Source organism: Streptomyces sp. 63XJN7_1_ISO-PGPR-S23-121 (assembly GCF_056173025.1).
In genome coordinates this window covers 2,834,344-2,856,329 of record NZ_CM149653.1, presented here as the reverse complement: position 1 = coordinate 2,856,329, position 21,986 = coordinate 2,834,344, and the positions used below count along the sequence as shown (strand labels likewise).

Annotated in this window: 18 protein-coding genes and 1 pseudogene; 12 read left to right on the top strand and 7 right to left on the bottom strand. The window is 73.4% G+C overall.

Translation table 11 applies throughout. The features are described from left to right. Positions 1-12: 12 nt before the first annotated feature. Positions 13-2,199 carry an OmpL47-type beta-barrel domain-containing protein gene (locus AC0VYN_RS12365; protein ID WP_475536016.1) on the top strand — a complete coding sequence of 729 codons (2,187 nt, stop codon included), beginning with the start codon at positions 13-15 and terminating at the stop codon, positions 2,197-2,199. Between the two features lies 1 nt (position 2,200). On the opposite strand, the gene ligD is transcribed toward AC0VYN_RS12365, so the two are convergent. Beyond that, positions 2,201-3,226: a non-homologous end-joining DNA ligase gene (gene ligD, locus AC0VYN_RS12360; protein ID WP_475536015.1), complete on the bottom strand. Its 1,026-nt coding sequence runs from the start codon at positions 3,224-3,226 to the stop codon at positions 2,201-2,203. Between the two features lie 74 nt (positions 3,227-3,300). Here ligD and AC0VYN_RS12355 point away from each other — a divergent pair, with 74 nt between their 5' ends. Then, complete coding sequence (locus AC0VYN_RS12355; RefSeq protein ID WP_475536014.1) at positions 3,301-4,368, top strand: ATP-dependent DNA ligase; 1,068 nt, start codon at positions 3,301-3,303, stop codon at positions 4,366-4,368. Between the two features lie 9 nt (positions 4,369-4,377). Here AC0VYN_RS12355 and AC0VYN_RS12350 read toward each other — a convergent pair whose 3' ends face one another. Continuing rightward, complete coding sequence (locus AC0VYN_RS12350) at positions 4,378-5,568, bottom strand: zinc-dependent alcohol dehydrogenase (protein WP_386921285.1); 1,191 nt, start codon at positions 5,566-5,568, stop codon at positions 4,378-4,380. A 199-nt stretch (positions 5,569-5,767) separates the two neighbouring features. Between AC0VYN_RS12350 and AC0VYN_RS12345 the strand changes: the two genes are divergently transcribed. Then, the gene (locus AC0VYN_RS12345) at positions 5,768-6,769 is read left to right on the top strand and encodes a DUF3048 domain-containing protein (RefSeq protein WP_475536013.1); all 1,002 of its coding nucleotides are present in this window, start codon (positions 5,768-5,770) and stop codon (positions 6,767-6,769) included. Here AC0VYN_RS12345 and AC0VYN_RS12340 read toward each other — a convergent pair whose 3' ends face one another. Beyond that, positions 6,770-7,234, bottom strand: coding sequence for a MarR family winged helix-turn-helix transcriptional regulator (locus AC0VYN_RS12340; RefSeq protein ID WP_475536012.1), 465 nt, complete (start codon positions 7,232-7,234; stop codon positions 6,770-6,772). 220 nt (positions 7,235-7,454) lie between these two features. On the opposite strand from AC0VYN_RS12340, the gene AC0VYN_RS12335 reads away from it, so the two are divergent. From AC0VYN_RS12335 to pcaDC, 6 genes are all read left to right on the top strand, one after another. Beyond that, the gene (locus tag AC0VYN_RS12335; protein ID WP_451691442.1) at positions 7,455-8,237 is read left to right on the top strand and encodes a CoA transferase subunit A; all 783 of its coding nucleotides are present in this window, start codon (positions 7,455-7,457) and stop codon (positions 8,235-8,237) included. After that, positions 8,237-8,881, top strand: coding sequence for a CoA transferase subunit B (locus tag AC0VYN_RS12330; RefSeq protein ID WP_475536011.1), 645 nt, complete (start codon positions 8,237-8,239; stop codon positions 8,879-8,881). Before AC0VYN_RS12335 ends, AC0VYN_RS12330 begins: the two co-directional genes overlap by 1 nt. A gap of 91 nt (positions 8,882-8,972) precedes the next feature. Further along, entirely contained in the window at positions 8,973-9,746 is a 774-nt protein-coding gene (gene pcaH / locus AC0VYN_RS12325) for a protocatechuate 3,4-dioxygenase subunit beta (protein WP_475536010.1), read from the top strand. A 5-nt stretch (positions 9,747-9,751) separates the two neighbouring features. Next, positions 9,752-10,357, top strand: a complete 606-nt coding sequence (pcaG, locus tag AC0VYN_RS12320) for a protocatechuate 3,4-dioxygenase subunit alpha (RefSeq protein ID WP_451691447.1) — start codon at positions 9,752-9,754, stop codon at positions 10,355-10,357. Continuing rightward, a complete protein-coding gene (gene pcaB, locus AC0VYN_RS12315; RefSeq protein ID WP_475536009.1) occupies positions 10,354-11,682 on the top strand; it encodes a 3-carboxy-cis,cis-muconate cycloisomerase in 1,329 nt (442 codons plus the stop codon). The genes pcaG and pcaB overlap by 4 nt, the downstream gene beginning before the upstream one ends. A 2-nt stretch (positions 11,683-11,684) precedes the next feature. Further along, positions 11,685-12,800, top strand: coding sequence for a bifunctional 3-oxoadipate enol-lactonase/4-carboxymuconolactone decarboxylase PcaDC (gene pcaDC, locus AC0VYN_RS12310; protein ID WP_475536865.1), 1,116 nt, complete (start codon positions 11,685-11,687; stop codon positions 12,798-12,800). A gap of 9 nt (positions 12,801-12,809) precedes the next feature. On the opposite strand, the gene AC0VYN_RS12305 is transcribed toward pcaDC, so the two are convergent. Further along, a complete protein-coding gene (locus AC0VYN_RS12305) occupies positions 12,810-15,485 on the bottom strand; it encodes an ATP-binding protein (protein WP_475536008.1) in 2,676 nt (891 codons plus the stop codon). 240 nt (positions 15,486-15,725) lie between these two features. On the opposite strand from AC0VYN_RS12305, the gene AC0VYN_RS12300 reads away from it, so the two are divergent. Next, positions 15,726-16,784, top strand: a complete 1,059-nt coding sequence (locus AC0VYN_RS12300; protein ID WP_475536007.1) for a DUF2510 domain-containing protein — start codon at positions 15,726-15,728, stop codon at positions 16,782-16,784. A 151-nt stretch (positions 16,785-16,935) separates the two neighbouring features. Here the strand turns inward: AC0VYN_RS12300 and AC0VYN_RS12295 are convergent, their stop codons facing one another. Beyond that, positions 16,936-17,547: a TetR/AcrR family transcriptional regulator gene (locus tag AC0VYN_RS12295; protein WP_385460864.1), complete on the bottom strand. Its 612-nt coding sequence runs from the start codon at positions 17,545-17,547 to the stop codon at positions 16,936-16,938. A gap of 251 nt (positions 17,548-17,798) precedes the next feature. Here AC0VYN_RS12295 and AC0VYN_RS12290 point away from each other — a divergent pair, with 251 nt between their 5' ends. After that, on the top strand, positions 17,799-18,641 hold the full coding sequence (locus tag AC0VYN_RS12290; protein ID WP_475536006.1) for a phosphatase PAP2 family protein: 843 nt from the start codon (positions 17,799-17,801) through the stop codon (positions 18,639-18,641). Beyond that, the gene (locus AC0VYN_RS12285; protein WP_475536005.1) at positions 18,638-19,591 is read left to right on the top strand and encodes a DMT family protein; all 954 of its coding nucleotides are present in this window, start codon (positions 18,638-18,640) and stop codon (positions 19,589-19,591) included. The genes AC0VYN_RS12290 and AC0VYN_RS12285 overlap by 4 nt, the downstream gene beginning before the upstream one ends. A 3-nt stretch (positions 19,592-19,594) precedes the next feature. On the opposite strand, the gene AC0VYN_RS12280 is transcribed toward AC0VYN_RS12285, so the two are convergent. Both AC0VYN_RS12280 and AC0VYN_RS12275 read right to left on the bottom strand, forming a co-directional pair. Continuing rightward, complete coding sequence (locus tag AC0VYN_RS12280) at positions 19,595-21,649, bottom strand: phosphocholine-specific phospholipase C (protein WP_475536004.1); 2,055 nt, start codon at positions 21,647-21,649, stop codon at positions 19,595-19,597. 169 nt (positions 21,650-21,818) lie between these two features. Further along, a pseudogene (locus AC0VYN_RS12275) lies at positions 21,819-21,980 on the bottom strand (glycosyltransferase family 2 protein); the annotation flags it as partial. Positions 21,981-21,986 lie beyond the last annotated feature (6 nt).

Below are 21,986 nucleotides of genomic sequence, written 5' to 3'. Positions count from 1 at the left end.
CGCCGACGAAGAATGTGGGCCGCCCTGCTGGCCGGCCTGCTGATGGTGCTCGGCCTCCAGGCCACGTCCGCCTCCGGACGGCCCCGGGCCGAGGCGCCGGCCGCCGAGCAGGTCCTCACCTGGACCGCCGGTGACGACATCACCAAGTACACGTCCGCACCCGAGACGGCGGTGGCCGGACCGGCGACGATCGTCTTCGAGAACAGCGAGGCGACCGGCAACACCACCGGTATGCCGCACACGCTGACGTTCGTGACCAGTGACCCGGCGTACAACACCGACGTGCAGCTCAACATCCTGGCCAACCCGTTCGACGCCCAGGGCGGCAAGCACAGCGTCGAAGTCACCCTCACCCCGGGCCGCTACCTGTACCACTGCACGATCCCCGGCCACGGTCAGATGACGGGCGTGCTCACGGTCACCGAGGGCGGGGGCGGCGACGACACCACGGCGCCCGCGACCTCGGCGAAGGTGGACGGCACGAAGAACGCCGACGGCGCGTACGTCGGTTCCGCGGCCGTCACGATCGCGGCGACCGACGAGGGCGGTTCCGGGGTGGACCGCGTCGAGTACGCGATCGGCGCCGACGGTGCCTGGCAGCCGTACACCGCGCCGGTCGTGGTGGACCAGGTCGGTGAACACACGGTGCGCTACCGGGCGTTCGACAAGGCGGGCAACGCAGCCGCCGAGAAGAGCGTCACGTTCACCGTGGTCACCCCGCCGACCGACGACACCACGCCGCCGGAGACCTCGGCGACGGTCGGCGGCGAGCGGAACGCGGACGGCGCCTACATCGACATGGCGACGGTGACCGTCACGGCCTCCGACACCGGTTCCGGCGTCAACGGCATCGAGTACGCGGTCGGCGACGGTGCCTGGCAGGCGTACACGGCGCCGGTGATGGTGCATCAGGTGGGCACCCACACCGTGCGGTACCGCGCCACCGACAAGGCGGGCAACGTCGCGGCCGACAAGAGCGTCGAGTTCACGGTCGTCGCCGCTCCCCCGCAGGACACCACCGCCCCGGTGACGGGCGCGACCGTGGAGGGCACGAAGAACTCCGACGGCGCGTACGTCGGCAACGCGCGGGTGACCGTCAGCGCCGCGGACGAGGGCGGTTCCGGCGTGGCCGGCATCGAGTACTCCCTCGACGCCGGGCCCTACCTGGCCTACACCGCGCCCGTGGTCGTCGACCGGGCCGGACGGCACACCGTGACCTACCGGGCGAGCGACCGGGCGGGCAACACGTCCGAGCCGCTGAGCGTGAGCTTCACGGTGGTGGCGGGCGGAGGCGTGCCGGCGCCGCCGTGCCCGGAGTACGACGAGCGGCTGACGGTGATCGTCGGCACGGTCGACTCGGGGGTGCCGAACCGGGTGACGAACAACCGGTGCCGCATCAACGAGCTGATCGAGGACGAGAAGGAGTGGACGTCCCAGGCGCTCTTCCTCAAGCACGTCGGGGAGGTCCTGGACGCGCTCCTGGACGAGGGCGTCGTCGACAAGCGGGAGGTCAAGGCGATCAACAAGGCCGCCCGCCAGTCCGGGATCGGCAAGCCCGGCCAGACCGACGGCTACCGCAAGATCATGGACGGCACCCAGGAGTCGTTCGCGAAGTGGGAGCAGGTGGGCGGTGGTTCGTTCGCGCTGAACGCGGACGGGTCGATCACCTCCAGCACCAGCACGCCGGGCATGGGCATGCTGTGGTTCCCCGAGCGGAAGTACGGCGACTTCTCGCTGAAGCTCCAGTGGCGTGACGACGCACCGGCCTCCGGGAACGCCAACGGCGGCGTGTTCGTACGCTTCCCGTGGGTCCACGACCACCCGGAGGAGACGCGGCCGGAGTGGGTCGCCATCAAGTACGGGCACGAGGTGCAGGTGCTCGACAGCCCGACCGGCGACATGTACAAGACCGGGTCCCTCTACGGATTCGACCGGGTCGGGCTCGCCGGGGCCGGCGTCACCGGGAAGGGCACCTGGAACGACTACGAGATCCGCGTGGTCGACCAGCACTACTCGGTGTACCGCAACGGCGTGCTGATCAACGAGTTCGACAACATCGGCGGTCAGGACTTCTACCCGGCGCGCTCGGACGACCCGGGCACGGACGGGCGGCGGTTCGCCTCCGGCTACGTCGGGCTCCAGGTGCACAGCACGACGGACGTGGTCTCGTACCGGGACGTCCGCATCAAGGAGCTGTAGCTCACTCCGCTCCTGAGACGGGCTTCTTCGCCCGGCTCGGCTGTACCCGCCTGGGTTCTCCCGGCATCTTCGGATACTCGGGCGGGTACGGCAGATCACCGAGTCCGTGGTCGTGCTCGTCCTTCGTCGCCAGGTCCAGCAGGGCGTCGAGGGAGTAGGCGTGATCGTCCATGTCCGCGTGCACGTCGCCGAGTTCGGCGAAGCGCGCGGGCATGGTCGTGATGTCGAAGTCCCGCGGGTGCGCGACACCGACCTCGTCCCAGCGCAGCGGCGCGGAGACGGGGGCGTGCGGCCGGGGGCGCACGGAGTAGGCGGAGGCGATGGTGCGGTCCCGGGCGGTCTGGTTGTAGTCGACGAAGATGCGCTCGCCGCGTTCCTCCTTCCACCACTTGATGGTGACCCGGTCCGGCATCCGCCGCTCCAGCTCCCGCCCGACGGCGATGGCGGCGCGGCGCACCTGGGTGAAGGTCCAGCGCGGCTCGATCGGCACGAAGACGTGGATGCCGCGCCCGCCGGAGGTCTTCGGCCAGCCGCGCAGGTTCCCGAACTCCTCCAGCACCGCCCGCAGTTCGTGCGCGGCGCGGACCGCGTCGTCGTAGTCGGTGCCGGGCTGGGGATCCAGGTCGATGCGCAGTTCGTCGGGGTGGTCGACGTCGTCGCGGCGCACGGGCCAGGGGTGGAAGGTGAGGGTGCCGTACTGGGCGGCCCACACGACCGCGGCCTCTTCGGTGGGGCACATCTCGTCGGCGCTGCGTCCGCTGGGGAAGGTGATGTGCGCGGTGGGGATCCAGTCGGGCATGCCCTTGGGGGCGCGCTTCTGGTAGAACCACTCGCCCGTGATCCCGTCGGGGTGGCGCTCCAGGGTCGTGGGCCGGTCGCGCAGGGCGCGCAGGATGCCGGGGGCGACCGCCTGGTAGTAGCGGGCGACATCCAGCTTGGTGTAGCCGTGCTCCGGGAAGAACACCTTGCCCGGGCTGGACAGCCGTACGGTCCGTCCGTCCGTCTCCAGTTCCACCGCTTCCGCCATGCGAGCCACGGTAGGCGTACCCCGCGCACTTCGCATATCGCGCATTCGGTGCGGGGTGCGCGCAGAATCGGTGCATGGATCTTCCCGTCATGCCGCCCGTGAAGCCGATGCTCGCCAAGTCCGTGGCGAAGATCCCGCCGGGCATGCGGTACGAGGCGAAGTGGGACGGCTTCCGGGTGATCGTGTTCCGCGACGGCGCCGAGGTGGAGTTCGGCAGCCGGACGGGGAAGCCGCTGACCAGGTACTTCCCGGAGCTGGTGGAGGCCGTGCGGGAGCGGTTGCCGCAGCGGTGCGTGGTGGACGGGGAGATCGTGATCGCGCGGGAGGGGCACCTGGACTTCGACGCGCTGACCGAGCGGATCCACCCGGCGGACTCCCGGGTGCGGATGCTGGCCGAGCGGACGCCGTCCTCGCTGGTCGCCTTCGACCTGCTGGCGCTGGACGACGAGTCGCTGCTCGACGTGCCGCTCACCGACCGGCGGGAGCTACTGGTCCGGGCGCTGTCGGGGGCCACGCCACCGGTGCACGTGGCCCCGGCGACGGAAGACATCGAGGTGGCCCGGCAGTGGTTCGAGCAGTACGAGGGGGCGGGGCTGGACGGCATCGTGGCCAAGCCGCCCGACCTGCGCTACCGGCAGGACGAGCGGGCCATGTTCAAGATCAAGCACGAGCGGACGGCGGACGTCGTCGTCGCCGGCTACCGCCTGCACAAGAGCGGACCCGTGGTCGGTTCCCTGCTGCTGGGCCTGTACGACGACCGGGGCCGGCTCCAGCACGTCGGGGTGAGCGCCGCGTTCTCCATGAAGCGCCGCGCCGAGCTGGTGGAGGAGCTGGAGCCGTTGCGCATGGACGACGTCCGGGGGCATCCGTGGGCCGCCTGGGCGGAGGAGGCGGCGCACGAGTCGGCGCGGCTGCCCGGCGCGCCCAGCCGCTGGTCGGGCAAGAAGGACCTGTCCTGGGTGCCGTTGCGGCCGGAGCGCGTGGTCGAGGTGGCGTACGACCACATGGAGAACGGGGCGCGTTTCCGGCACACGGCCCGGTTCCGCCGCTGGCGCCCGGACCGCACGCCGGAGAGCTGCACCTACGCCCAGCTGGAGGAACCGGTCCGCTACGACCTGGCGGAGATCCTCGGGGGCCCCTGAGCGCTACGGCTACGGCTTCATGAGCACCTTGACCGCTCCGTCCTGCTTCTTCTGGAACATCTCGTACGCGCGCGGCGCCTCGGCGAGCGGGACCCGGTGGGTGGCGAAGTCGTCGACGCCGAGCGGGTCCTCGTCCGTGAGATACGGGACGATCTCGTCGCTCCAGCGGCGCACGTTGGCCTGCCCCATCCGCATCTGGATCTGCTTGTCGAACAGGGTGAGCATCGGCATCGGGTCGGCCATGCCGCCGTAGACGCCGCTCAGCGAGATGGTGCCGCCGCGCCGCACCAGGTCGATCGCGGTGTACAGGGCCGCGAGCCGGTCGACGCTGAAGCGCTCCGCGAGCGGGCCGCCGATGGCCCGGGGCATCACGGCCGCGGACTGCTGGACCAGCTTGGCCACGGTGCTGCCGTGCGCCTCGGTGCCGACGGCGTCGATGACGGCGTCGGGGCCGCGGCCCCCGGTCTCGTCCTGGATGGCGGCGACCAGTTCCTTCTCGTTGTCGAAGGCCCGCAGGTCGTACGTCTCCACGCCCCGCGCCCGGGCCCGCTCCAGCCGTTCCGGTACCAGGTCGATGCCGAACACGCGTCCGGCGCCCTTGAGGCGCGCGACGCGGCAGGCCATGTCGCCGATGGGGCCGAGTCCGAGCACGGCGACGGTGCCGCCCTGCGGGACGGAGGCGTACTCGACCGCCTGCCATGCGGTGGGCAGGACGTCGGAGAGGTAGACGAAGCGGTCGTCGGCGGGCCCCTCCGGCACCTTGATCGGTCCGAACTGGGCCTGCGGGACGCGCAGGTACTCGGCCTGGCCGCCGGGCACCGCGCCGTACAGGCGGGTGTAGCCGAACAGCGGGGCTCCCATGCCCTCGCCCTTGACCTGCGTGGTCTCGCACTGGGTCGGCAGCCCGGTGCCGCACATGTAGCAGTGCCCGCACGCGATCTGGAACGGCACGACGACCCGGTCCCCGGGCTTCAGCCCGGTCACCTCGGACCCGACCTCCTCCACGATGCCCATGGGTTCGTGGCCGAGGATGTCGCCGGGTGTCATGAACGGTGTCAGCACCTCGTAGAGGTGCAGGTCGGAGCCGCACAACCCGCTGGAGGTGACGCGGATGACCGCGTCCGTCGGCTCCTGGATCTTCGGGTCGGGCACGTCCTCGACCCGCACGTCCCGCTTGCCCTGCCAGACAACTGCCTTCATCGCCTCGCGCTCCCTCCGTCGCCGCGTGCGCTTCGTTCCTGCGTCGCGGCCGGGTACCCAGGGCCGCCCCGGCCGAACCGCCCGCCGGTTCGGCCGAACAGTGGATTCCGGGTGCGTTGTCAGATTCAGTCGGGTATGGCCATAAACGCCTTCATAAGCAGACAATCGAAGTCATGAATCGGGTGGGCGGGTGGTCGGAATGCGACACAGGACGCGCGAACGGGACCGTGCCGTGCGGCGCGGCGCACGGGCCGGCACCGTGCCGGTGCTGCTGGCCGCGGCGGTGACGGCCGCGCTGGCGGCGGGCTGCACCGCGCCGCCGGCGAGCGAGGACGACGGCCGGGCGCCGCACCCGGAGCGGTCGCACACCCAGGGCACGCCCGGCACGGGCCCGGTGCTCGCCGTCAAGGTCGACAACGCGCCCGCGGCCCGGCCGCAGAAGGGGCTGGACGCCGCGGACGTCGTCTACGTGGAACCGGTGGAGGGCGGCCTGAGCCGCCTCATGGCGGTCTACGCCACCAAGCTGCCGGAGTCGGTCGGGCCGGTCCGCAGCGCCCGCGAGTCCGACCTGGAGCTGCTGCGCCAGTTCGACCGGCCGGAGCTCGCGTTCTCCGGCGCGCAGAGCAAGCTGCTCCCGGTGATCGACCGGGCGCCCCTGCGGGCCGAGTCGCCGGACCGGGCGCCCGACGCCTACGTCCGCGACGACGGCCGCCCCGCCCCGCACAACCTCTACCTGCGACCGGACCGGCTGCTGTCCTCGCCCCCGGGCGCCGCCGCGCTGACCACGGGCTACCACTACGGCGAGGCTCCCGGGAGCGGCCGGGCCGAGACCTCGCGCACGGTGCGCTATCCGGCGGCGAGCTTCACCTTCACCTGGTCGGCGGACCGGGGCCGCTGGCTGATCTCCATGGACGGCGACCCGGCCCCCGCGGCCGGCGGCGGGCGTCCGGAACCGGCGACGGTCGTCGTCCAGCACGTGACGGTGCGCCGGTCCGCCTTCGGGGACTTCCGCGGCAACAACTCGCCGTACGTGGCGTCGGTGGGCTCCGGGGCGGCGGAGGTGCTGCGCGACGGGCGCGCCTACGACGTGACGTGGAAGCGCGGCGCGGCCGAGGAGGGCACGGCCTTCACCGCCCGGGACGGCTCGCCGGTGAATCTCGCCGAGGGACCCGTCTGGGTGGTGTTCACCGCGACGCCCTGATCAGCCGGGGGCCACCACGGGCTCGGACGGGTTGCGGAGGCCCTCGGCGGCGTCCGCGACCCGTTGGACGAGGTCAAGGAACACGGCCTGTTCCGCGCCGGAGAGCGGGGCGAGGAAGACCTGGTTCATCCGGGCCGTCCGCACGCTCAGCCGGCGGTGGACGCGCAGGCCCTCGTCCGTCAGGCGCAGCAGGAAGCGGCGGCCGTCCTGCGGATCGCGGACCTTGCCGAGCAGGCCGCGGCGGTCCAGCCGGCTGATCACCTCGGCGATGGTGGACCGGTCGAGCCCCACCCGCTCCCCCACGGTGCGCTGGTCGAGGCCCGGTTCGGCGACGAGCGCGTTGAGGACCGCGAACTGCGGCGAGGTCGTCTCCTCGGAGACCATCGTGTTCCACAGCAGGTGGTGCGCCTGCTGCAGCCGCCGGGCCAGATGCCCGGGGTGGGTGGTCAGGTCGACCGCGGCCATGTGCGCTCCTCTGCGGCGAGATTCGTTGGTGCACTGACGATACATCGGCCGGTGCCGCTTCACCCGGGGCTCGTCCACCCGATCTACCTCGCACTTTCCGGGGTCTTGACGCCCCGGACGTCCGATGGCAGCGTGTGGGCCACCTCGCTTAAATACTCAGTGCCCTGATTAATTGCGGTCCGCGGATCCCGGGGCGCTCGGAAGAGATGGGGCTTCTCGGATGGACAAGGTGGTGGCCACCGCCGGTGAGGCGGTGGCCGACGTGCCGGACGGCGCATCGCTCGCCGTGGGCGGTTTCGGACTCGGCGGCGTGCCGAACGTGCTGATCGAGGCGCTCTTCGAGCGCGGGGTGGACGGACTGTCGGTCGTCTCCAACAACTGCGGCGCGATGGACTCGGGGCTGGCCGTCCTGTTGGCCGCGGGCCGCATCGCCCGGGTGACCGGGTCCTACATCGGGGCGAACAAGGAGTTCGCACGGCAGTACCTCGGCGGTGAGCTCGAGGTGGAGATGATCCCGCAGGGCACGCTGGCCGAACGGCTGCGGGCCGGCGGTGCCGGCATCCCCGCCTTCTACACGCCGGCGGGCGTCGGCACACAGGTCGCCGAGGGCGGGCTGCCGTGGCGCTACGACGGCTCCGGTGGTGTCGCACTGGCGTCGCCGCCGAAGGAAGTGCGTGAGTTCGACGGGGAGGAGTACGTGCTGGAGCGCGGCATACGCACCGATTTCGCCCTGGTCAGGGCGGCCAAGGGCGACCGGCACGGCAATCTGGTGTTCGCCAGGTCCTCGCGGAACTTCAACCCGCTGGCGGCCATGGCGGGCCGGATCACCGTCGCCGAGGTCGAGGAGCTGGTGGAGCCCGGCGAGATCGACCCGGACGCCGTGCACCTGCCGGGGATCTTCGTGCAGCGCGTCGTCGCGCTGACCCCCGAGCAGGCCGCCGACAAGAAGATCGAGCGGCGCACGGTCTCCGCGCCCCCGGCACGGGGGACGGTGCGTTCCTGATGGCCTGGACACGTGAACAGATGGCCGCGCGGGCCGCGCGCGAGCTGCGGGACGGGCAGTACGTCAACCTCGGCATAGGCCTGCCGACGCTGATCCCGAACCACCTCCCCGAGGGCGTGGAGGTGATCCTGGAGTCCGAGAACGGCATCCTGGGCACCGGCCCGTACCCCACCGAGGACCAGGTCGACCCCGATCTGATCAATGCCGGCAAGGAGACCGTCACGGTCCTGCCGGGCGCCGCCTTCTTCGACTCGGCACTGTCGTTCTCGATGATCCGCGGCGGGCACATCGACGTCGCCGTGCTCGGCGCGATGCAGGTCTCCGCCGCCGGTGACCTGGCCAACTGGGCCGTCCCGGGCAAGATGATCACCGGGATCGGCGGGGCCATGGACCTCGTCCACGGTGCGCGCACGGTCATCGTGGTGATGACCCACAATGCCAAGGACGGCTCGCCCAAGATCGTCGAGGAGTGCGCGCTGCCGCTCACCGGCAAGGCGTGCGTGAACCGGATCATCACCGACCTCGGCGTCCTCGACGTCACCGCCGGCGGCCTGGTCCTGGTGGAGACCGCTCCGGGCGTGAGCGCCGACGAGGTCGTCGCCAGGACCGCCGCCCGGCTCGCCGTCGCGGAGGGGGCCCGGTGAGGGACGTCTCCGCCGCCGGTTCCCGGCGGCCGGCCGGCAGCACCGCGGCCTCGCCCTCGTCCTCGACCGCCAGTCACCCACAGGAAACCCCATGACTCTCACCCAGCACGACATCGACGCGGAGATCGCGGCCGAGCACGCCGCCTACGAGAAGCGGGTCGCCGACGGCGCTCCCGTCGAGCACCACCCGCGCCGCGACTACGCCCCCTACCGGTCCTCCGTGCTGCGCCACCCCAAGCAGCCGCCGGTCAACATCGACGTGAGCCGGGACCCGGAGCTGGTGGAGCTGTCCTCCCCAGCCTTCGGCGAGCGCGACCTCACCGGCATCGACAACGACCTGACCCGGCAGCACACCGGCGAGCCCGTCGGCGAGCGCATCACCGTCTCCGGCCGCCTGCTCGACCGCGCCGGCAAGCCCGTGCGCGGGCAGCTCGTGGAGATCTGGCAGGCCAACTCGGCCGGCCGCTACGCCCATCAGCGCGAGCAGCACGACGCCCCGCTGGACCCGAACTTCACCGGCGTGGGCCGCACGCTCACCGACGACGACGGCTTCTACCGCTTCACCACCATCCAGCCCGGCCCCTACCCCTGGCGCAACCACGTCAACGCCTGGCGTCCGGCCCACATCCACTTCTCGGTGTTCGGCTCGGCCTTCACCCAGCGGCTCGTGACGCAGATGTACTTCCCCAACGACCCGCTGTTCCCGTACGACCCGATCCTGCAGTCGGTGACCGACGACGCCGCCCGGCAGCGGCTGATCGCGGCCTACGACCACAGCCTGTCCGTGCCCGAGTTCTCCCTCGGCTACCACTGGGACATCGTGCTCGACGGCCCGAACGCCACCTGGATCGAGGAAGGACGCTGACCGCCATGACGAAGACCGACACCAGCGGCCCGGAGAACGTGCCGCCCACCCCGTCGCACACGGTCGGCCCGTTCTACGGCTACGCGCTGCCCTTCCGCGGCGGCGAGGAGATCGCGCCCCTCGGGCACCCGGACACCGTCACCGTGCACGGGTACGTGTACGACGGCGAGGGCGATCCGCTGCCCGACGCCCTGCTGGAGGTGTGGGGGCCGGACCCGGACGGCAGGGTGCCCACCGCCGACGGCTCGATGCGGCGCGACCCCGCCTCCGGCGGCTTCCTGGGCCGAAACGGCGTGGAGTTCACCGGCTTCGGCCGCATCCAGACCGACGCCGACGGACACTGGTACGTGCGGACGCTGCGCCCCGGCGCGCGCGGCCGGAACGCGCCCTATCTCAGTGTGTGCGTGTTCGCGCGCGGACTGCTGGTGCACCTGTTCACCCGGATCTACCTCCCGGGCGACGACGCCGCGGCGGCCGCCGACCCGCTGCTGTCCGGGCTGGACGCGGAGCGCCGGGACACGCTGATCGCCGGGGACGAGGGCAACGGCACGTACCGTTTCGACATCCGCCTTCAGGGCGAAGGCGAAACGGTCTTCCTGGAGTTCCAGTGACATCAGCACCCGACGCCGGCCTGCTCGCTCCCGGGTGGGCGGGCTCGCCGGCCGCCGGCGCGACCGACGACCGCGCCTTCCTGCGGGCCCTGCTCGACGCGGAGGCCGCGCTGACCCGGGCCCAGGCCGGGCTGGGGCTCGCCCCCGCCGATGCGGCGGCCGCGGTGACCGAGGCCGCCGACCCGGCCCGCTTCGACGTGGTCTCCCTGGCCGCGCGTGCCCGCCGCGGCGGCAACCCGGTGATCCCGCTGGTCGCGGACCTGACCGAGGCGGTCGGCGAGGACCACGGGCCGTACGTGCACCGGGGCGCGACCAGCCAGGACATCATGGACACCGCGACGATGCTGGTCGCCGCCCGCACCCTGGACCTGCTGCTGCCGGACCTCACCCGCGCGGAGCGGGCGCTGGCCCGGCTGGCGGCCGAGCACCGGGACACGGCGATGCCGGGCAGGACGCTGACCCAGCACGCCGTGCCGACGACCTTCGGGCTGAAGGCGGCCGGATGGCGCACGCTGGTGCTCGACGCGCGGGACCGGATCACGGCGGTGCGCGGCGCGCTGCCCGCCCAGCTCGGCGGCGCGGCGGGCACGCTGGCGGCCTTCGGGGCGTACGGCGCCGAGGACGCGACCGCGTTGCCCGAGGCGTATGCCCGTGAACTGGGCCTTCGCGCACCGCTGTTGCCCTGGCACACCCTGCGCACCCCGGTCGCCGACCTCGCCGGCTGCCTCGCCTTCACCGCCGGGGCCGTCGGGAAGATCGCCGTGGACGTGCTGACGCTCTCCCGTACCGAGATCGGCGAGGTCGCCGAGGGCAGCGGCGGCGCGTCGTCGGCGATGCCCCACAAGGCCAACCCCGTGCGCTCCACGCTGATCGCGGCGGCGGCCCGGCGCGCGCCGCAGCTCGCGGCCACGCTGTACGGCTCCCTTGCCGCCGAGGACGAGCGTCCCGCCGGGGCCTGGCACGCCGAGTGGGAGCCGCTGCGGGACCTGCTGCGGCTGGCCGGCGGAGCGGCGCGTGACACCGCCGAGCTGACCGAGGGGCTGCGGGTGCGCCCGGACGCGATGCGCGCGCACCTCGGCCTCACCCACGGGCTGATCGTGTCCGAGCGGCTCTCCGCCGAGCTGGCGCCGCTGCTCGGGCGGGCCCGTGCCAAGGAGCTGCTAGTCGAACTCGCCCGGCGCACCTACACCGAGGACCGCGGTCTCGGCGAACTGCTCTCCGAGGTACCGGAGTTGCAGAACCTCGACCTCGACGGACCGACCGACCCGGCCCGCTGCACCGGTTCCGCCGGAGCCCTGACCGACCGTGCCCTGGAGCGACGTTGACCATGCTCAACCACCTGACCGAAGGCCCCGCCTCCGCTCCCCCGCTGCTGCTCGGACCCTCGCTGGGCACCTCGTACGCGCTGTGGGACGCGGTGGCGCCCGAACTGGCCGTCGGGCACCGGGTGATCCGCTGGGACCTGCCGGGGCACGGCGGTTCGGCGGCCGGCCTGATCGGGCCCGGCGCCACCGTCGGCGACCTCGCCGGCCTGGTGCTGGAGCTCGCCGACTCGCTCGGCGTCGGACGGTTCGCCTACGCGGGCGTGTCCCTGGGCGGTGCGGTGGGCCTGCACCTGGCCGTGCACCATCCGGAACGGGTGTCGTCGCTGGCCGTCGTCTGCTCGTCGGCGCACTTCGGCGGCTCGAAGCCGTGGGAGGAACGGGCCGCGCTGGTGCGCGCGGACGGGCTGGAGGGACTCGCCGGGAGTGCCGACGCGCGGTGGTTCACGTCCGGGTTCACGGTGCCCGAGCTGGTGCGGGACCACCGGGAGGCCGACCCCGGGGCCTACGCCGCGTGTTGCGACGCGCTGGCCGCGTTCGACCTGCGGGACCGGCTCGGCGAGATCTCCGCGCCCACGCTGCTGATCGCCGGGCGCGAGGACCCGGCCACGCCGCCCGCGCACCTGCGGGAGATCGCCGACGGGGTGCCCGGCGCGGCGCTGATGGAGATCCCGGGTGCCTCGCACCTGGCGCCCGCCGAGCGGCCCGAGGCGGTGCTGACCGCACTGCGCGGGCACTTCGGCGGGGGCGCGAAGCGGGGCATGGCGGTACGGCGCGAGGTGCTGGGCGACGCGCACGTGGACCGGGCGCAGGGACGGCAGACGCCGTTCACCGCCCGCTTCCAGGACTTCATCTCGCGCTACGCCTGGGGGGAGATCTGGACCGACGACACATTGTCGCGCCGCGAGCGCAGCATGGTCACGATGACGGCGCTGGTGGCGCACGGCCACTACGAGGAACTGGCCATGCATGTGCGGGCGGCCCGCCGCAACGGGCTCACGCCGGACGAGATCGGCGCCGTACTGCTCCAGACGGCCGTGTACTGCGGGGTGCCGGCGGCGAACTCGGCGTTCGCGACGGCCCAGCGGGTGCTGGCCGAGGAGGACGGCGCGGCGGGCTGAGCCGGCGGTTCAGCCCACGAGCGCGGCCATGGCCTCGCGGGCCTTCGCCACCAGCCCGTCCGAACCGCACGAACGCGCCAGCGCCAGCCCTCGTTCGAGCTCGGCCCCGGAGCGGGCCGCGATGCCGTACTCGACGCGGGCCGCGGCGTGTTCGTACTGGCAGGGCGAGGACTCCAGGTAGGCGACCGCCTGGGCGGCGAGCCGGACCGCGCGCCGGCCCGTCTCCAGGGCGGCGGCGCAGCGCAGGGCCTCCCCTATGGCGGTGTCGGTGCCGAAGCGCTCGGCCTGGCGGCGCGCGTCGGAGGCCAGTCGCGCGGCGCGGCCGGGGTCCTCGGCGGCGAGGGCGCGGGCGAGGTCGGTGGCCCAGGGGACCACCACCGGGTTGTGCCGGCCGCGCGCGGAGGCGGCCTTCTCGGCGGCCTCCAGTTCGTTGACGCCGTCCTTGGTGCGGCCGGTGGCGAGCAGCAGCCGGCCGCGGACGGTACGGGGGTCGGGCAGCACGATCGTGGACGGGTAGGGCGGGGCGAAGCCGTACTGGTCGGCGAGCGAACGGGCCTCCTCGACGTGCCCGCGGGCGAGCAGCGTGTCGATCAGGTTGCAGATCGCGGACCAGTACAGCGGCAGGCCGCGGCCGACGCGCTCGGCGATGCGCAGCGACGCCCGCAGGGACTCCTCGGCCTCCCGCAGACGGCCCCGCCTGCGGTGGCCCAGCCCGACGTAGGCGTGCGCGAGGGCGAGGTGGCCGCCGCTCCAGCCCGCGGTCTCGTAGGCGCGCAGCGCTTCGGTGAACAGGGCCTCGGCGCGGTCGAGCCGGTCGCAGTAGGCGTAGGCGCTGGCCAGCATCATGGGCAGTTCGAGGCCCCACTCGGTGTCGGTCCAGCCGAGTCCGGGGGCGAGGCGGCCGTTGACGAGGGCGCGGTCGCACAGTTCGACGACCTCCTCGGCGCTCTCCCCGTGGGTCATGGCGTCGAAGCCGCGCAGGATGAGCAGGGCGCGTTCGGCGTTGTCGCGGCCGGTGCAGGTCGCGGCGAGCTCGGCGAGGCGGGCGGAGCGGCCGGGCGAGGCGGTCTCGCCGGCGTGGATGCCCTCCCACATGTACTGGACGGCCTGGAGGCGCAGCCGCGCGGACGGGTCCGGGGTGCGGAGGGACTCCGCCTCGACGGTGCGGACGGCCTCCTCCAGTTGGTCGTTGTGGAGGAGGGTCTGGGAGAGCCGGAAGACGGCGTCGACGCGTTCGTCGCCGTCGAGGCCGGGCATGGCGAGGGCGGTGCGCAGGTGCCCGATGGTGGTGGCGGGGGCGGTGAGCAGGGTGGCGCAGCCGAGTTCGTAGAGGACGCGCGCGTGCGCTTCGGGCAGCGGCGGTTCCTCGATGGCTCGTTCGAGGCAGCGCTGGGCGGCGTCGGGGGCGCCGACGGCGAGGTGCTCGCGGGCGGCGTCGCGCAACTGCCGGACGACGTCCTGGTCGTCGTCGGGGTGGACCTGGAGGAGGTGGCGGGAGGCGGCGGCGGCGCCGAGTCCGGAGTCGGCGACGAGCTGGGCCGCGATGCCGTGCATGGCCCGGCGCAGCGCGTCGGGGATGGAGTTGTAGACGGCGGTGGCGATCAGCGGGTGGACGAACTCCAGGTCCCCGTCGGCCACTCGTCCGGAGGCCGGGTCGGGGGTGGTGACGATGCGGGCGGCGCCGAGCAGTTCGGCGCAGCGGACGGCGTCGCCGCGGTCGAGGGTGGCGAGCCGGGCCACCATGTCGACGGTGATGCCGGTGCCGAGGATCGCGGCGGCCCAGGCGAACCGGGTGGCGTCGATGCCGAGTTGCTCCAGGCGGGCGACGAGTCCGCCGCCGCGGGCGGAGCGGTTCAGGGCGCGCAGTTCGGCGGCCCGGGCCTCGACCGGCTCCAGTCCGCTGTCCTTGACCTTGGCGAGCAGTTCGACGGTCTCGTAGGGATTGCCGTCGGTGACGGCCCACACCTCGCGGCAGAACGCGCTGTCGGCGTGGGCGCCCACGGTGGCGCGGGTGAGTCCGGCCGTTGCCTCCGGGGTGAGGGCGCTGAGCGGGGCGAGGGGCCGGCCGGCGGCCTCGACGGTGTCCAGGTGGCGGGCGCTGTCGCCGGTGACGTCGCCGGGACGGTGGGCGATCACCATGAGGGCGGAGGTCTCGTCGAGGCGCCCGGCGAGCGCGGCCAGCCAGCGCAGGGTCTCCTGGTCGGCCCAGTGGACGTCGTCCACGAGCAGGACCAGCGGCCACTCCCGGCGGGCCAGCCGGCGCACGGCGGCGACCAGCCCGTCGCACACGCCCTGCGGGTCGGCCTGCCGTTCGCCGGGTTCGGCTATGCCGAGGGCGGGGCCGGCGATGTCGTACCAGTCGCCGAGGTACTCGCGCGCCTCCTCCGGGAGCATGGACACGAGGGCCGGCTGCAGCAACTGCCGTACGACGTTGAAGGGGACGGAGCGCAGGGTCTCGCCGCCGCGCGCGGACCAGACGGTGCAGCCGCGGGCCTCGGCGATGCGGCGGGTCTCGGCCAGCAGCGCGGTCTTGCCCAGTCCCGCCTCGCCCCGGCACACCAACAGGGCGCCGGAGGACGAGCGGTCCGCGCACAGGGTGTCCACCGCCCTTGTGATGGCGGCGACTTCCTCGTCGCGCTCCCACAGGGAGGCCGAGGCGGCGGCCGTGGGCCGTACCTCCGTCATCCCGCTACCTCCCCAGTCGCCCGAACGACGTACAGGGGTCGAGCCTAGCGGCCCGATCGCTCCGGTGGTGGACGGTCGGGGCAGCAGTTGCCGCGACAGGTGACATGCGGTAAGACACCGGCGTGGGCTCCGCGCCCGTCACCGGCGGAGCGGTCCCGGACGTGCGCCGACAGGCGCGGGAGCGGGGGCCGTCGCGGGGTCTCTCATCCCGCTTTCACCGACGCCTCATACGGTGGGGCCATGACGCAGGTGACTCCTCCCGGGTGGTACCCGGACCCCGGGCAGACAAGTGACGGTCCCGCGACCGAGCGCTGGTGGGACGGCAAGGCGTGGACGGACCAGGTCCGTCCCGCGGGTCCGGCCGCCGCGTGGGGGCCCGGCACGCCGCCGGCGACCGGGCCGCACGACGGCGGGACCGGACCGCAGGACCCGGCTCCCGGGCCGCGACTCCCCGCGCCCGGGTCGTACGACGCCGCGCCCGGGTCGTACGGCGCCGCCCCCGGGCCCTATCCGGTGCACCCGGGCTATCCGGGGTATCCCGTCCAGCCGCCGTCCGGCCGGCGGCGCGGACTGCGCACCGGGATAGCCGTCGCGGCCGCCGTGGCCATCCTGGCCGCCATCGGCGCCGGTGTGTACGTGCTGGCCGACGACGACGGATCCACCGGCGGCGGCACGGCGTCCCGGCAGCAGGAGGGGCCCGGCTCCGGCGACGGCGGGGACGGCCGGCCGTCCGAGCCGGACTCGCCGGGCCGGTCGGAGCCGCCCACGATCGACAGCGGGGCGGTGCCGGACCCCGTCAGCGGGATCAGCCTGCCCGTCCCGGACGGCTGGTCGGGCCAGCAGTTGTCGGTGGGCGCGACGGTGACCTCCGACGACACCTACAAGTGCCCGGGCGACACCTCCGCCACTTGCACCAAGGGCGGCGCCTACTCGGCGCCGGCGATGGTGCTCGGCACCAAGGGCACCACCGCCGAGGAGGTCGCGAAGGCGGACATCGCGGCAAACGCGGAGGAGTCGTACGGCGGCAAGTCCTACGGCGGGATCACCTCGCACCAGGAACTGGCCTCCGAGGCGGTGACGGTGGCCGGGCAGAAGGGCTACCTGGTCCGCTGGAAGGCGGTCACCAGCAAGGGCTCCGACGGCTATGTGGAGTCGCTCGCCTTCCCGTCGCCGGCCGACGCGAAGCGCATCGTCGTCGTGCGCTTCGGTGTCGACACCGAGGGGCAGCAGACGGTGATCGACGAGATCACCAAGGGCATCGAGGTGTCCTCCGGCGGCGGCAGCGGCCAGGACGTCTGACCGGCCGCCCCGCGCAACGTCGGTCGGCCGGGTGGGGAGCCCTTCCGCTCAAAGGGCTCCGCACCCGGCCGGGGGTGCGCGCCGCCCCCGTCCCCACGGTGCGGCGCGGGCAGGCCACCGTCCAGTCATCCCGTGGACGGCGACCTGGGTCTCAGGGCAGGCCGAGCGCCGGCAGCACGACGGCCTCCACGAACCGGACCAGGTAGTCCGCGTCGGCGTACTCGCCCTCGATGACGGGCCGCATCCGCAGGGCACCGAACATCTGGGCCGGCACGAACTCCAGCGCCGGGTGGCCCGCGGGGACCTCGCCCCGCTCGACCCCGCGCCGCAGTATCTCCCGCAGCGCGGCGATCTCCGGCTCGATCAGCGCCTCGCGCAGCGCGCGCTGGAGCTCCGGGTCCTGCATGACCGCGTGGCCGAGCGCCTGGAGCAGCGTGTCCTTGCCCGACCACTGGGCCGCGGCCCGGGCCGCCTGGCGCAGGTCCTCGGCGAGCGCCCCGGTGTCGATGCCGGCGAAGCGCACCCGCCGGCTGGAGCGCAGCGCCGCCGCCACGAACTGCGGCTTGGTCTTCCACTGCCGGTAGAGCGTGGACTTGCTGCACCGCGTGCTGGCCGCGATCCCCTCCATGGTCACGGCGTCGTAGCCGCATTCACGGATCTGTTCGAGCACGGCGTCGAAGAACTCCTGCTCACGCTCGGGCGTGATCTTGGAGCGGCGCGAGGCACCGACCGTGTCCGGTCGGTCCGCAGCCTGCGACGTCATGCTCTGCTCCTCACTCCTTGCAGCGGCACTGCAGCAGGGGTCGAGCGACCCGTGTTCCAGTGTGTCCCATGTCTATCGATACGCCAGTGTACCGGTACACAATCGTATCGGTACACTGGCGTATCGGAACGGGGTCGTATCGATGAGAACCGTCACTCGCCCCCCGGCCCGACGACGTCGCCGTACCCCGGCGGGTCGTCGGTCCGGCCCGCACCACCGCACGCACCACCGTCAGCGAAGGGGCCTTGGGGATGAATGCCCGCACCCGGCCTGCAGAAGCGGAGCCGGACGCGCCCGCGCGCCCGCCACTCCTCCGTGAACTCCTGCTCGTCGCAGGGCTCTTCCTCGTCTACAAGCTCGGCCGCCGGCTGGCGACGGGCCACACCGACGAGGCCTTCCGCAACGCGCACCACGTGTGGGACTGGGAGCGGGCGCTGCGGCTGCCCGACGAGGGAGGGGTGCAGTCCCTGCTGCTGCACGGCGACTTTCTGGTCCACGTGGCGAACACCTACTACGCCGCCGTCCACTTCCCGGCCACCGTGGGCTTCCTGGTCTGGCTCTATCTGCGGCGCCCCGCGCACTACGTGTGGGCCCGCAGGGTGCTGGCGGCGGTGACCGGCGCCGCGCTGGTGCTGCACCTGGCCTTTCCGCTGGCCCCGCCGCGCATGCTGGGCGCGGCCGGCCTGATCGACACGGCCCGGGTGTTCGGGCCCTCGGTGTACGGCCCGCCGCGCACCGACCAGTTGTCGAACCAGTTCGCGGCGATGCCCTCGCTGCACTTCGGGTGGGCGCTAATGCTGGCGGTCGGCCTGATCGTCGCCACCCGGTCGCGCGGGCGGTGGCTGTGGCTGCTGCATCCGCTGGTGACGCTCCTGGTGATCGTGGGCACCGCGAACCACTACTGGCTCGACGTGGTCGTGGCGGCCGCCCTGCTCGGCGTCGTCCTCGCGCTCGTCCGCCCCTCGCACGGGACGGTCCGCGCCCGCCGCGCCGTGCCGCTCTGCCTGCCGGTGCCGCGGCGTCGTCCGGCGGAGCGGCACGGCACCGGGCGGCGCGGCACGGAACGGCACGAACTGGCGGGGGCGGGCCGGTGAGCGCCGCGCTGATCGCCGTCCTGCTGTCCCTGGTCTCCGCCGTCGCCTACGCCGCCGCGGCCGTGGCCCAGGAGCGGCTGGCCGCACGCAGCACCGGGTCCGGCGCGCTGCGCATGCTGAGCAGCGGCGCCTGGTGGGGGTCGGTGGCGCTCAACGCGTCGGCCGCCCTGCTGCACGTCGTGGCCCTCAAGTACGGCCCGCTCACGGTGGTCCAGCCGCTCGGGGCGCTCACCCTGGTCGCGGCGGTGCCGCTGGGGGCACGGCTGGCGGGCCGCCGGGTGAGCGCGGTCGAGTGGCGGGGCACCGGACTGACGCTGCTCGGCCTGGGGGCGCTGCTGCTGACGGCGTCCGGCCCCGCGCCCGACGACGTGCTGAGCGTGCCGGAGGCGCTGACGGTCTCCGGTGCGACGGCGGCGCTGATCGGCCTGCTGTCGCGGCCCGGTGCCCGGCCGGGCCTGCGGCACGCGACGGCGTCCGGCATCGCCTCTGGGGTCGCCTCGGCGCTCACCCAGACGGTCACGGTCGCCGTCACGGACCGCTCGGGCCCCCTGCTCAGCGTCCAGGTGATCGGGGTGGCGGTGCTGGTGGCGGGCTTCGCGGCGGGCGGGCTGCTGCTGGCCCAGACGGCCTACCGGGGCGGCCTGGGCGCCCCGCTCGCGGTGGTGACGCTGGCCAACCCGGTGGCCGCCGCGGTGATCGGGGTGGCGTTGCTCGGTGAGCGGCTGCGCGGCGGCCCGGCCGGGGTGCTGCTCGCGCTGACCGGTGCGGCGCTGGCCGCCTGGGGCGTGCTCCAGCTCAGCCGGGCCACGCCGCCGCCCGAGGACCGGCGTCCGGCGACCGCCGCCGTGCCGGGGCGGATGCCGGTGCCGGAGCCGGACGGGGTGGCGGCGGAGACGGAGCCGGTGCTGGTGCCCCGGCAGCCCAGGCCGGGGCACCTGACTCCGCTGTGACGCCTACACCGTGGCGATCGCCGGGTCGCTCACGCCCGGCCGCCCGTTCTCGACGTGCCCGGCGAAGCGCCGCAGGAACGCCGGGTCGCCCTCGGCGGTGACGGTCAGGTCGTACCAGCGCCGGCTCCTCGCCAGGCCGAAGGTGTGCCGCACGGTGGCGCCGGGGCGCACGGTGACCGTCCTGCCCGGGCCGTCGTAGCCGTCCGCGACCCTGAGGCGGACCGTGCCGGACCCGGCGTTGGTGAAGGTCAGCCGGACGTCGTCGCCGGTGTGCCGGGCGGTGACCTCGGGTCCGGCGGCCCCGTTGCCGCCCCGGAAGGCGCGCAGGAAGCCGTTGGGGCCGTGCACGGTCAGGTCGTACGCGCCGTCCGAGTACGCCGAGTTCCAGGTGTCCGCGATGCTCTTGCCGGCCTCGGTGGTGTACGTCCACGGACCGTCGCCGCGGTTGCCGGAGGTGACGAGGAAGGCGGCGCCCGCCCGGGCTCCGGAGGCGAAGGTGAGCGTGAACCTCCCGGCCGCCGGATCCACGGCGCCGTCCGCGTACGGGTCGTAGCGCAGCGGGCGCGCGGGGCGGCGGCCGCGCTCCTGGCGGGGCATGTCCGGGTCGGCCGGGGGTGCCGGACGGTAGTCCGGGTGGCGTTCGCGGTCCGGCGGCTCGTAGGCGTCGGTGTCCGGCAGCCGGGCGGGCCGGGTGTCCGGGCGGGAGAAGTCGAAGGCGGAGGTCAGGTCTCCGCAGACGGCGCGCCGCCACGGGGAGATCTGGGGTTCGCGCACTCCGAAGCGGCGCTCCATGAACCGGATGACCGAGGTGTGGTCGAAGGTCTCGGAGCAGACGTAGCCGCCCTTGCTCCACGGCGAGACGACCAGCATGGGCACGCGCGGGCCGAGCCCGTAGAAGCCCTCGGTGTGCGTGGCGCTGCCCTTGAAGACGTCGAGGGACACGTCGACGGTGGACAGGCCCTGCGCGGCGGACTTGGGCGGCAGCGGGGGCACCACGTGGTCGAAGAAGCCGTCGTTCTCGTCGTAGGTGACGAACAGGGCGGTCCTCGCCCACACCGCCGGATTGGAGGTGAGCGCGTCCAGGACCTGGGAGATGTACCAGGCGCCGTAGTTCGAGGGCCAGTTGGAGTGTTCGGAGAAGGCCTCGGGGGCGGCGATCCAGGAGATCCGCGGCAGCTTCCCGGCCTTGACGTCGGCGCGGAGCCGGTCGAAGTAGCCCTCGCCCCTCCTGGCGTCGGTGCCGGTGCGGGCCTTGTCGTACAGCGGGTCGCCGGGCCGGGCGTCGCGGTACGCGTTGAAGTACAGCAGGGAGTTGTCCCCGTAGTTGCCGCGGTAGGCGTCGCCGATCCAGCCCCAGGAGCCGGCCGCGTCCAGTCCGTCGCCGATGTCCTGGTAGATCTTCCAGGAGATCCCGGCCGCCTCGAGCCGCTCGGGGTACGTCGTCCAGTCGTAGCCGCGTTCGTCGTTACCGAGGACCGGACCGCCGCCCGTGCCGTCGTTGCCGGTGTGGCCCGACCACAGGTAGTAGCGGTTGGGGTCGGTGGAGCCGATGAAGGAGCAGTGGTAGGCGTCGCAGACGGTGAAGGTGTCGGCGAGCGCGTAGTGGAAGGGGATGTCCTCGCGGGTCAGGTACGCCATGGTCGTGGTGCCCTTGGCAGGCAGCCAGCGGTCGTACTTGCCGTTGTGGTAGGCGGCCTGTCCGTCCGGCCAGCCGTGCGGCAGGCCTTCGAGGAACTGCATTCCGAGGTCGTCGGCCTCGGGGTGGAAGGGCAGCACCTCGGTGCCGTCGGCCTTGGTCTGGTGCCACACCGACCTGCCGGTGTCCAGCGTCACCGGGTGCGGGTCGCCGAAGCCGCGGACGCCCCGCAGCGTGCCGAAGTAGTGGTCGAAGGAACGGTTCTCCTGCATCAGGACCACGATGTGCTCGACATCCTCGATGCTTCCCGAGCGGTGGTTCGCCGGGAGCGCTGCGGCCCGCTCGATGCTCGCGGACAGCGCGCCGAACGCCGACGTGGCGCCCGCGAGTTGGAGGAAACGGCGCCGGTTCGGATCGGGCATGGGGTGGGTGCCTCTCGCCTGAGGAGTGGGGGGCCGTGCCGGACCGTGCCGGGCCGGTGACGGATGCGCGCGCAAGGAGTGTTCCAGGACCGGGAAACGTCGGGGAAGGTTCTGGTGGCGCCGATGTGAAAGTCGCCGGTACTGACGCGTGCCCGCGGATCCAGGCACGTCAGAGAATCGGCGGGCGGCCGGCGCGCGTCAGCCGCCACACCGTGCGCCACGACATCGCCCGGCCTTCCCCCGCGCCCCCGCGCAGCCCTTCGGCGAACCCCTTGAACCACACGCCCGGGATTCCCGAGGCCCGGAAGCGCCAGACGCTGATCACGACCCAGAGGAC

Coding starts and splice junctions, on each gene's coding strand:
- AC0VYN_RS12365 (WP_475536016.1), top strand. CDS start 13: ATGTGGGCCGCCCTGCTGGCCGGCCTGCTGATGGTGCTCGGCCTCCAG.
- ligD (WP_475536015.1), bottom strand. CDS start 3,226: ATGGCGGAAGCGGTGGAACTGGAGACGGACGGACGGACCGTACGGCTG.
- AC0VYN_RS12355 (WP_475536014.1), top strand. CDS start 3,301: ATGGATCTTCCCGTCATGCCGCCCGTGAAGCCGATGCTCGCCAAGTCC.
- AC0VYN_RS12350 (WP_386921285.1), bottom strand. CDS start 5,568: ATGAAGGCAGTTGTCTGGCAGGGCAAGCGGGACGTGCGGGTCGAGGAC.
- AC0VYN_RS12345 (WP_475536013.1), top strand. CDS start 5,768: ATGCGACACAGGACGCGCGAACGGGACCGTGCCGTGCGGCGCGGCGCA.
- AC0VYN_RS12340 (WP_475536012.1), bottom strand. CDS start 7,234: ATGGCCGCGGTCGACCTGACCACCCACCCCGGGCATCTGGCCCGGCGG.
- AC0VYN_RS12335 (WP_451691442.1), top strand. CDS start 7,455: ATGGACAAGGTGGTGGCCACCGCCGGTGAGGCGGTGGCCGACGTGCCG.
- AC0VYN_RS12330 (WP_475536011.1), top strand. CDS start 8,237: ATGGCCTGGACACGTGAACAGATGGCCGCGCGGGCCGCGCGCGAGCTG.
- pcaH (WP_475536010.1), top strand. CDS start 8,973: ATGACTCTCACCCAGCACGACATCGACGCGGAGATCGCGGCCGAGCAC.
- pcaG (WP_451691447.1), top strand. CDS start 9,752: ATGACGAAGACCGACACCAGCGGCCCGGAGAACGTGCCGCCCACCCCG.
- pcaDC (WP_475536865.1), top strand. CDS start 11,685: ATGCTCAACCACCTGACCGAAGGCCCCGCCTCCGCTCCCCCGCTGCTG.
- AC0VYN_RS12305 (WP_475536008.1), bottom strand. CDS start 15,485: ATGACGGAGGTACGGCCCACGGCCGCCGCCTCGGCCTCCCTGTGGGAG.
- AC0VYN_RS12300 (WP_475536007.1), top strand. CDS start 15,726: ATGACGCAGGTGACTCCTCCCGGGTGGTACCCGGACCCCGGGCAGACA.
- AC0VYN_RS12295 (WP_385460864.1), bottom strand. CDS start 17,547: ATGACGTCGCAGGCTGCGGACCGACCGGACACGGTCGGTGCCTCGCGC.
- AC0VYN_RS12290 (WP_475536006.1), top strand. CDS start 17,799: ATGAATGCCCGCACCCGGCCTGCAGAAGCGGAGCCGGACGCGCCCGCG.
- AC0VYN_RS12280 (WP_475536004.1), bottom strand. CDS start 21,649: ATGCCCGATCCGAACCGGCGCCGTTTCCTCCAACTCGCGGGCGCCACG.